The organism is Novosphingobium sp. AP12 (genome assembly GCF_000281975.1).
In the GTDB taxonomy this organism is placed as follows: domain Bacteria; phylum Pseudomonadota; class Alphaproteobacteria; order Sphingomonadales; family Sphingomonadaceae; genus Novosphingobium.
On sequence record NZ_AKKE01000119.1, the window covers coordinates 20,741 to 31,023 of the forward strand.

The 10,283-nt window shown below is 66.4% G+C and carries 7 protein-coding genes; 5 read left to right on the forward strand and 2 right to left on the reverse strand.

The window, feature by feature from the left end:
- The first annotated feature begins 120 nt into the window (after nt 1-120).
- The 5 genes from PMI02_RS15705 to glgX all read left to right on the forward strand — a co-directional run bounded on the left by PMI02_RS15705 (nt 121) and on the right by glgX (nt 9,345).
- Entirely contained in the window at nt 121-2,550 is a 2,430-nt protein-coding gene (locus tag PMI02_RS15705; protein WP_007684584.1) for a glycogen/starch/alpha-glucan phosphorylase, read from the forward strand.
- The gene (gene glgB, locus PMI02_RS15710) at nt 2,547-4,721 is read left to right on the forward strand and encodes a 1,4-alpha-glucan branching protein GlgB (RefSeq protein WP_007684586.1); all 2,175 of its coding nucleotides are present in this window, start codon (nt 2,547-2,549) and stop codon (nt 4,719-4,721) included. The genes PMI02_RS15705 and glgB overlap by 4 nt, the downstream gene beginning before the upstream one ends.
- Before the next feature lie 85 nt (nt 4,722-4,806).
- Complete coding sequence (glgC, locus tag PMI02_RS15715) at nt 4,807-6,066, forward strand: glucose-1-phosphate adenylyltransferase (protein WP_007684588.1); 1,260 nt, start codon at nt 4,807-4,809, stop codon at nt 6,064-6,066.
- A 7-nt stretch (nt 6,067-6,073) separates the two neighbouring features.
- Nucleotides 6,074-7,546: a glycogen synthase GlgA gene (gene glgA, locus PMI02_RS15720; protein ID WP_007684589.1), complete on the forward strand. Its 1,473-nt coding sequence runs from the start codon at nt 6,074-6,076 to the stop codon at nt 7,544-7,546.
- Nucleotides 7,543-9,345, forward strand: coding sequence for a glycogen debranching protein GlgX (gene glgX, locus PMI02_RS15725; RefSeq protein WP_007684591.1), 1,803 nt, complete (start codon nt 7,543-7,545; stop codon nt 9,343-9,345). Before glgA ends, glgX begins: the two co-directional genes overlap by 4 nt.
- A gap of 168 nt (nt 9,346-9,513) precedes the next feature.
- On the opposite strand, the gene PMI02_RS26490 is transcribed toward glgX, so the two are convergent.
- Together PMI02_RS26490 and PMI02_RS28415 are read right to left on the reverse strand one after the other, a co-directional pair.
- Nucleotides 9,514-9,942 carry a sugar transferase gene (locus PMI02_RS26490; RefSeq protein WP_255348715.1) on the reverse strand — a complete coding sequence of 143 codons (429 nt, stop codon included), beginning with the start codon at nt 9,940-9,942 and terminating at the stop codon, nt 9,514-9,516.
- Nucleotides 9,852-10,202, reverse strand: coding sequence for a glycosyltransferase (locus PMI02_RS28415; RefSeq protein ID WP_007684593.1), 351 nt, complete (start codon nt 10,200-10,202; stop codon nt 9,852-9,854). The genes PMI02_RS26490 and PMI02_RS28415 overlap by 91 nt, the downstream gene beginning before the upstream one ends.
- Nucleotides 10,203-10,283 lie beyond the last annotated feature (81 nt).

Here is a 10,283-nt window from a genome sequence, read left to right on the forward strand (position 1 = left end):
CTCAGGAGACGGGGAGAAGGGTGTTTCGCCCGCTTCTTCGCCCCCGGTCCTGGCGATAACCGGAGCCGTCCGAGCGGGCCGACAGGCGGCGCTCGTGGCGGCCTGTCAAGGAGTGCTCCCGTGGCCAGCGAACCCGTGTCCGACACCAAGCCCGTCACTTCCTCCGATCTCGACCAGCACATCATGCGCGTGCTGCGCAACCGGGTCGGCAAGGACGAGCGCGCGGCGCGGCCGCACGACTGGTATCGCGCCGCGATCTATGCGCTGCGCGACGAGATCATCGATGCCTGGTTCAAATCGACGCGGCGCACCTACGACGCCGGCGGCAAGCGCGTCTACTATCTCTCGATGGAGTTCCTGATCGGCCGCCTCCTGCGCGACGCCCTGTCCAACATGGGCCTGACGCGCGAGATGGAGAAGGCGCTCGCCGCCCACGGCCTCGACCTCGCCGAGCTCGAGGAAATGGAGCCCGACGCGGCGCTGGGCAACGGCGGCCTCGGCCGTCTCGCCGCCTGCTTCATGGAGAGCCTCGCCACGCTCGACATCCCGGCCTATGGCTACGGCATCCGCTACGTGAACGGCATGTTCCGCCAGCGGATCGAGGACGGCTGGCAGGTCGAACTGCCCGAGACCTGGCTCGCCCACGGCAACCCCTGGGAGTTCGAGCGGGTCGAGAGCACCTACCTCATCGGCTTCGGCGGCGAAGTGGCAGCGCAAGGTGACGGCGTGGTCTGGCACCCGGCCGAGAAGGTCGAGGCGACGGCGGTCGATACGCCCGTGGTCGGTTACAAGGGCAAGCGCGTCAACACACTGCGGCTGTGGACCGCGAACCCGGTCGATCCGCTCAAGCTCGACGCCTTCAACGCCGGCGACCACCTCGGCGCGCTGGCCGAGCAGATGCGCGCCGAAAGCCTGGTGCGCGTGCTCTATCCCGCCGATTCCAGCCCCTCGGGCCAGGAACTGCGCCTGCGGCAGGAGTACTTCTTCACCGCCGCCTCGATCCAGGACATCGTGCGGCGCCATGTCCAGTACGCTGGCGATATCCGCACGCTGCCGGACAAGGCCGCGATCCAGCTCAACGACACCCATCCCTCGGTCGCCGTCGCCGAACTGATGCGCCTGATGGTCGACGTCCACGGGCTCGAGTTCAACGAGGCCTGGGAGGTGTGCAAGCAGACCATCTCCTACACCAACCACACCCTGCTGCCCGAGGCGCTGGAAACCTGGCCGCTGCCGCTGTTCGAACGGCTGCTGCCGCGCCACATGCAGATCATCTACGCGATCAACAGCCGCGTCCTGCGGGAAGCCCGCAAGGCGGGGCTGACCGACTCGCAGATCGCCGCGATCTCGCTCATCGACGAAAGCGGGGAGCGCCGGGTGCGCATGGCGAACCTCGCGTTCGTGGGCGCGCACTCGATCAACGGCGTCGCCGCGCTGCATACCGAGCTGATGAAGGAGACGGTCTTCGCCGATCTCCACGCGCTCTACCCGACGCGGATCAACAACAAGACCAACGGCGTCACCCCGCGCCGCTGGCTGCAGCAGTGCAATCCGGGGCTGACCAAAGTCATCAAGGACGCGATCGGGCCAGACTTCCTGGACGATGCGGCGAAGCTGGCCGAACTCAAAGCCATGGCGGACGACGCCGTGCTGGGTGAGCGGATCGGCGAGGTGAAGCGCGCCAACAAGGTGGCGCTTGCCGACCACATCCGCAGGACCATGGGCATCCGCCTCGATCCCGACGCGATGTTCGACGTCCAGATCAAGCGCATCCACGAATACAAGCGCCAGTTGCTGAACCTGATAGAGACCGTCGCGCTCTACGACCAGATCCGCAGCCATCCCGAGCGCGACTGGGTGCCGCGCGTGAAGATCTTCGGCGGCAAGGCGGCGCCCAGCTACCACAACGCCAAGCTCATCATCAAACTGGCGAACGACATCGCCCGGCGCGTCAATTCCGATCCCTCGGTCGGCGGGCTGCTCAAGGTCGTCTACGTGCCGAACTACAATGTCAGCTATGCCGAGCGGATCATTCCGGCGGCCGACCTGTCGGAGCAGATCTCGACCGCGGGCATGGAAGCCTCGGGCACCGGCAACATGAAGTTCGCGCTGAACGGCGCGCTCACCATCGGCACGCTCGACGGCGCTAACGTCGAGATCAAGGAGCACGTCGGCGACGACAACATCGTCATCTTCGGCATGACCGCGCAGGAAGTCGCGGACCGGCGCGCGGCGGGCTACAATCCGCGCGAAGTGATCGAAGGATCGCGCGAACTGGCGCAGGCGCTGTCGGCCATATCGTCCGGCGTGTTCTCGCCCGACGATCCGACCCGCTACCAGGGCCTCATCAACGGCATCTACGACCACGACTGGTTCATGTGCGCCGCCGATTTCGACGCCTACGCCGCCGCGCAGCGGCAGGTCGATGCGCGCTGGGAGGATGTCGCAGGGTGGCGGGCCTCCGCCATACGGAACATTGCGAATGTCGGGTGGTTCTCCTCGGACCGGACTATCGGTGAGTACGCCAAGGAAATCTGGAAAGTCTTGTGAAGCCGACGGAAAGCGCCATCGAATCCCTGCTGCATGGTACGAACGCTGATCCGTTCTCGTTACTTGGTACCCATTCCGCGCCCGACGGCACCCATCTGCGCGCGCTCCTGGCCGGAGCGGAGTGCGTCGAGGCGTTCAGTCTCGACGGGCACTGGCTGGGCAAGCTCGACAAGGTGGACGACCGTTTCCTGTTCGAAACCCGCCTGCGCATCAAGCCTCAGCCGATCCGCTACCGCTGCACCGCGGGCGGGCATGACTGGCTGGTGACCGATCCCTACACCTTCGGCCCGGTGCTCGGCCCGGTCGACGACCTGCTCATTGCGCAGGGCACGCATTTCCGGCTGTTCGACAAGCTGGGCGCACACCTGATCGAGCACGAGGGCGCAAAAGGCGTCCACTTCGCGGTCTGGGCGCCAAATGCCCGGCTCGTCAGCGTGGTGGGCGATTTCAATGACTGGGACCCCGGGCGCCACGTCATGCGCAATCGCACCGACATCGGCGTGTGGGAGATCTTTCTCCCGGACATCGGCGACTACCGGGCCTACAAGTACCACATCGTCGGCGCCGACGGCTCGGTGCAGCCGCTCAAGGCCGATCCCTTCGCCTTCATGGCGGAAATCCGTCCCTCCACCGCCTCGATGACCGCCGTGCCCGCCAAGCTCGACTGGGGTGACGAGGCCCACCGGGCGCACTGGGCCTCGGTCGATGCACGCAAGGTGCCGATCTCGATCTACGAGGTCCATCCAGGTTCCTGGCAGCGCGACCGCTTCAACTGGTTCCTCAACTGGGACGACCTGGCCGACCAGCTCATCCCCTATGTCGTCGAGATGGGCTTCACCCATATCGAGTTCATGCCGATCAGCGAGCATCCCTACGATCCTTCATGGGGCTACCAGGCGACGGGCCTCTACGCCCCGTCCTCGCGCTTCGGCGAGCCGGCCGGCTTCGCGCGCTTCGTCGACGGCGCCCACCGCGCCGGCATCGGCGTCCTGCTCGACTGGGTGCCCGCGCACTTCCCCAAGGACGAGCACGGCCTCGTCCGCTTCGATGGCACCGCGCTCTACGAACACGAAGACCCGCGCCTCGGCTTCCAGCCCGACTGGAACACGCTGATCTACAACTTCGGCCGGCGCGAGGTGTCGAGCTTCCTCGTCAACAACGCGCTGTTCTGGGCGGAGCGCTACCACGTCGACGGTCTGCGCGTGGATGCCGTCGCCTCGATGCTCTACCGCGACTATTCGCGCAAGGCGGGCGAGTGGATCCCCAACAAGGAAGGTGGGCGCGAGAACTGGGAGGCGGTGGAGTTCCTGCGCGGCGTCAACCGCGCCGTCTACGCCCAGCACCCTGGCTTCATGACCATCGCCGAGGAATCGACCTCGTGGCCCGGCGTCACCCAGCCCGCCTACGAAGGCGACGGCAAGGCCAAGGAAACCGCGCTCGGCTTCGGCTTCAAGTGGAACATGGGCTTCATGCACGACACGCTGCGCTACATGTCGCGCGACGCGGTGCATCGGCGCTACCACCACGATGACCTGACCTTCGGGCTGGTCTACGCCTTCTCCGAGAACTTCGTGCTGCCCCTCAGCCACGACGAGGTCGTCCACGGCAAGGGCTCGCTGCTCGGCAAGATGAGCGGCGACGACTGGCAGAAGTTCGCCAACCTGCGCGCCTACTACAGCTTCATGTGGGGCTATCCGGGCAAGAAGCTGCTGTTCATGGGCCAGGAATTCGCCCAGCGCCGCGAGTGGAGCGAGGACCGTGCTCTCGACTGGGAACTGCGCGATGCGCCGTCGCACGAGGGCATCCGCAATCTCGTCAAGGACCTGAACCGCCTCTACCGCTCCAAGCGCGCGCTTCACGCCGCCGACTGCGAGGCGGACGGCTTCGAATGGCTCATCGTCGACGACGCCGAGAATTCGGTCTTCGCCTGGCTGCGCAAGGCGCCGGGCGTCAATCCGGTCGCGGTGATCGCCAACATGACGCCGACCCTGCGAACGGACTATGAAGTGCCGCTGCCGCTGGCAGGCAAGTGGAACGAGATCCTGAACAGCGATTCCGTTCACTACGGCGGCACCGGCAAGGGCAACCTCGGCCAGGTGAAGTCGGCGGATGGCCGCGCCGTCGTCACGCTTCCGCCACTGGCGACCATCATGCTCGAGTTTGCCGGCTAGGGCCGGCGGACATGCTCGAATACGCCGGTTGAGCACCGGCAACTGCAAACGGCAATGTCGCGGGGGCGACCATGGAGAGTGAGCGATGAGAACACCGTCTGGGCCGCTGGCGCGCGATGCCATGGCCTATGTGCTCGCCGGCGGGCGCGGCAGCCGCCTCAGGGAGCTGACCGACAACCGCGCCAAGCCCGCGGTCTACTTCGGCGGCAAGGCGCGCATCATCGACTTCGCGCTGTCGAACGCGATCAACTCGGGTATCCGCCGCATCGGCGTCGCGACGCAGTACAAGGCCCATAGCCTTATCCGGCACATGCAGCGCGCCTGGAACTTCATGCGTCCCGAACGCAACGAGAGCTTCGACATCCTCCCCGCTAGCCAGCGCATTTCCGAGCTGCTGTGGTACGAGGGCACCGCCGACGCGGTCTACCAGAACATCGACATCATCCAGCCGCACGATCCCAAGTACATGGTGATCCTCGCAGGCGACCACGTCTACAAGATGGACTATGAGCGGATGCTGCAGCAGCACGTCAACTCGGGTGCGGACGTGACGGTGGGCTGCCTCGTCGTGCCGCGCATGGAGGCGGTGGCCTTCGGCGTGATGCATGTCGACGACCAGGACCGCATAACCGACTTCGTCGAAAAGCCGGCCAATCCTCCCGGCATTCCCGGCCAGGAAGACATGGCGCTCGCCTCGATGGGCATCTACGTCTTCGACACCGAGTTCCTGTTCGACCAGTTGCGCCGCGATGCTGCCGACCCCGACAGCAAGCGCGACTTCGGCGGAGACATAATCCCCTATATCGTCAAGCATGGCCACGCGCAGGCCCATCGCTTCACGGACAGCTGCATCCGGGCCGCGGACGAACTGGAGGAATATTGGCGCGACGCGGGAACGCTCGACGCCTATTTCGACGCCAACCTCGACCTCACCGACACCGTGCCCAAGCTCGACATGTACGACCGCGAATGGCCGATCTGGTCCGACGCGGTGGTCGCCGCCCCAGCCAAGTTCGTCCACGACGAGGAAGGACGCCGCGGCCATGCGATCTCCTCGCTAATCTCGAACGACTGCATCGTCTCGGGCGCGCTGGCCAAGCGCTCGCTGTTGATGACGGGGGTGAAGATGGGCAGCTTCTCCTGCGCGGAGGAGGCAGTGATCCTGCCCTATTCCAACATCGGCCGCAGCGCCCGCCTGAAGCGTGTCATCATCGATTCCGGCGTGCGCATCCCCGAAGGTCTCGTCGTCGGCGAAGACCCTGAACTCGATGCCCACCGTTTCCGCCGCACCGAGAACGGTGTCTGCCTCATCACCAAGCCGATGATCGACCGACTGGGGATGTGATGGTTCGATGCCGTTGAAAGTCCTTTCCGTCGCCTCCGAGGCTGTGCCGCTCGTCAAGACCGGCGGTCTCGCGGACGTCGTCGGCGCACTGCCTGGCGCGCTTGCCCCGCATGGGGTGGAGACGACCACCTTGCTCCCCGGCTATCCCGCCGTCCTTGCCGCGCTGCGCCGCCCCCGCGCGGTGCACGGCTGGGATTCGCTCGTCGGCACGCCGGCGCGCCTGCTTGCGGGCACTCTCGACGGTCACCATCCGCTTCTGGTCCTCGACGCCCCGGCGCTCTACGCCCGCGAAGGGGCGCCCTATACCGACTCCGCCGGCCGTGACTGGGGCGACAACTGGCAGCGCTTCGCCGCGCTCGGCCGCGCCGCCGCCGACATCGCGGGCGGAGCCATCCTGAAACGCGGCAAGCCGCAACCCTTCGACCTCGTCCACGCGCACGACTGGCAGGCGGCCATGGCGCCCGCCTACCTGCGATTCGCCCCGCATGGTGCGGATGGCCGCAGGCCCTCGGTGGTGACCATCCACAACATGGCGTTCCAGGGGTGGTCCGGCGCCGAGGTCTTTCCGCAGCTGGGCCTTCCGGCCGAGGCATTCGCGATCGACGGGGTCGAGTACCACGGCGGCGTCGGCATGTTGAAAGCGGGCCTCGCCTGCGCCGACGCGGTCACCACCGTCAGCCCGACTTACGCCCGCGAAATTCGGTCGGCCGCTTTCGGCATGGGCCTCGAAGGACTGATCGTGGCGCGCGGCGATGCCGTGCACGGCATCCTCAACGGCATCGACGCCGATGTCTGGAATCCGTCGGCGGACAACGAACTGCCGGCCCGGTACGGTCACCGCACGCTCGAGCGTCGCCGCGCCAACAAGCGGCTTCTGGAAGCCGAATTCGGTCTCGACCCCGACGACGGCGCCGACGGTCCCCTGTTCATCGCCGTCACGCGCCTGACTTGGCAGAAGGGCATGGACGTGCTGCCCGAAGTGATCGACCACCTCGTCGGAATCGGCGGGAAGCTGGCGCTGCTCGGCTCCGGCGATGCCGGCATAGAGCGCGCCCTCATGCAGGCCGCGGCTCGCCATCCCGGCCGCATCGGCATCCGCATCGGCTACGACGAGGCGCTTTCGCACCGCATGCAGGGCGGCGGCGACGCGATCCTCATCCCGTCGCGCTTCGAGCCCTGCGGCCTGACCCAGCTCTACGGCCTCGCCTATGGATGCCTGCCCGTCGTCGCGCGCACCGGGGGGCTGGCCGACACGGTGATCGACGCCAACCCCGCCGCGCTCGCCGCGGGCTGCGCCACCGGCGTGCAGTTCGACGGCGTCGACTATGACGGGCTCGCCGCCGCGCTCACCCGCACCGCCGCGCTCTACCGCCAGCCCGAGGTGTGGGAGAGGGTGCAGAAGAACGCGATGAAGTGCGATTTCTCATGGAAGGCCAGCGGGAAAGCCTATGCGGATCTCTACGCCGCGCTGACCGCATGAGCGCGCTCGGTGCGCACCTGGTCAACGGCAACACTCGCTTCGCCGTCCGGTCGCCCCGCGCCGAAATGGTCTGGCTCTGCCTCTTCGACGGCGAGAACGAGACCCGTCATCCGATGGAGCGCGGCGGTCCCGACTGGACGATCGAGATACCCGGCGACCTGAGCGGCGCCCGCTACGGCTACCGTGCGGCCGGTGAATGGTCGCCTGAGCGCGGGCTGTGGTTCGATCCCGCCAAGCTGCTGGTCGATCCCTATGCCCTCGAACTCGATCGGCGTTTCCTGCAGGACCCGCGCCTCGCCATGTTCGGTGAGGATACGGCCGACATCGTCCCACGCGCGATCGTGCCGGCACCGTCCGCACCCGTTCCGCGAGAGCCCCCCCATTTTGCACGCGGCGGCCTCGTCTACGAACTCAACGTGCGGGGCTTCACCATGCAGCACCCCGGCGTGCCTGAGCCCTTGCGCGGTACGGTGGCAGCGCTGGCGCACCCCGCGATCGTCGCGCACCTGAAGAAGCTGTCCGTCACCGCGGTCGAACTGATGCCGGTAGTCGGCTGGATCGACGAGCGCCACTTGCCGCCGCTCGGCCTCGTCAATGCCTGGGGCTACAACCCGGTGGCGATGATGGCGCTCGACCCGGGCTTGTGCCCCGGCGGCGTCGCGGAACTGCGCGGCACCGTCGCCGCGCTGCACGAAGAGGGGATCGGCGTCGTTCTCGACCTCGTCTTCAACCACACGGGCGAGAGCGACCTGGCCGGCGGCGTCCTGTCGCTGCGCGGACTCGACGATGCGGCGTACTCGCGCGGACCCGGCGGCCAGTTGATCAACGACACCGGCTGCGGCAACACGCTGGATTTCGCCAACCCCGCTGTGCGCATGCTGGCGCTGGAAACGATGCGCCACTTCGTCGCGCAGTGCGGTGTCGATGGGTTCCGATTCGATCTCGCACCGATCATGGCGCGCGAGCCGGGTTTCGACCGTCACGCACCGATCTTCGCCGAAATCGCGGAGGACCCGCTGCTGGCGGATCGTGTCCTGATCGCCGAACCCTGGGACGTCGGGCTCGGCGGGTATCAGTTGGGCAACTTCCCCGAGAACTGGCTGGAATGGAACGACCGCTTCCGTGACGACGTGCGCCGCTTCTGGAAAGGGGAGGGCGGCATCGGTGAATTGGCGACGCGGCTTGCCGGCTCATCGGACATATTCGGCCGCCCGTCTGCGGACAGCGGGTGCCGCTCGGTCAATTTCCTGGCAGCGCACGATGGCTTCACGCTCGCCGATACGGTCGCTTACGAGCAGCGCCATAACTGGGCCAACGGGGAACAGAACCGGGACGGCCATGGCGAGAACTTCAGCTGGAACAACAGCGTCGAAGGACCCAGCGCCGATCCGGCAGTACAGGCCGCCCGCCGCACGGACCTGCGCGCGCTTCTCGGCACCCTCTTCGCGGCCAGCGGCACCATTATGCTCACGGCTGGGGACGAATTCGGGCGCACTCAGCAGGGCAACAACAATGCCTACTGCCAGGACAACCCGATTGGCTGGATAGCCTGGACCGGCCGTGACCAGGGCCTGGAAGATTACGTTGCGGCCCTGTCCGCCGCGCGCATGGAACATCTTGATCTGTACAACCGCTTCCCCGAGCCGGTGCGCTGGTCGACGCGGGAGGGACTGGAGATGACGGTTGCCGATTGGCAGCGCCCTGGAGAAGGCTGGCTACATTGCGCGACGATTGATCCCGAAAGTCCCTTCGCCTTCACCATCGACCGCACCGCCCGCCGCGTGACTGTCGGCGTCTGAGGCGAAGAAACCCTGGCACCATGTTGTCGGCGGGCCATCCGCGCCGCTATCTCGACCAATCGATGCACCCCACCAAAAGAAATTCGGCGGCCGCGAGAGGGGCCTTCGGCCCATAGTCGCGGCCAGATGAACCGGCGTTGGACCGGACCCTCGTCGTGATGGTGATAATTAGACGTGGTAGGGGCATTCATTCTCGGATGGGACTGCCGGATTCAAGCGCTGCGACAACTCGATTTCAGTACACGCCGCGAGACGCCAGTACGGCGGGAACGTGCGCCGGCAGATCGACAGATCATAAAGCGGTGACTTCCGGCGGGCGTAGAGGGCATCCAGCCGGATGCGAGCTTCGTAGGAAACCTCGTTGCGGCCGCTGACTTGCCACAGGCCGGTCAGTCCGGGGTGCACCGAGCAATAGGCGCCGAATCGCGCGCCGTAGAGGCAGATTTCTGCCTCAATGATCGCCGCGGGCCGACGACGCTCATGTGGCCGGCCAGAATGTTGAAAAGCTACGGAACTTCGTCGAGGCTGCTCTTGCGCAGGACCGTGCCGATGGGGGTGATGCGAGGGTCGTCGCGCAGTTTCTGGTCCCTGTCCCATTCGATGCGAGCTTCCGGCGACGATGTGAGCGGAGCGTCGAGCACGGCCTGCGAATTGACGACCATGTTGCGGAACTTGAGGCATGGAAAAAGGGTGCCGTCCCATCGGACGCGTCGTTGCACGAACAATATTGGCACTGGCGCCGACAGATTGATGGCCAGCGCGGAAAGCATCAGGAACGGTAGGAAGATCAGGATGTCGTCAACGGCGCTATCCCCGCACGCCGTGGCAGGCCTGATCGGTCGCCAAACCTCGTCCATAATGACGCAGTCTCGCCGGCGCTACCGTCGACCCGATGTGTGGAGCCTTGTATCCACTCATACCAACGGCCCGATGCGGTG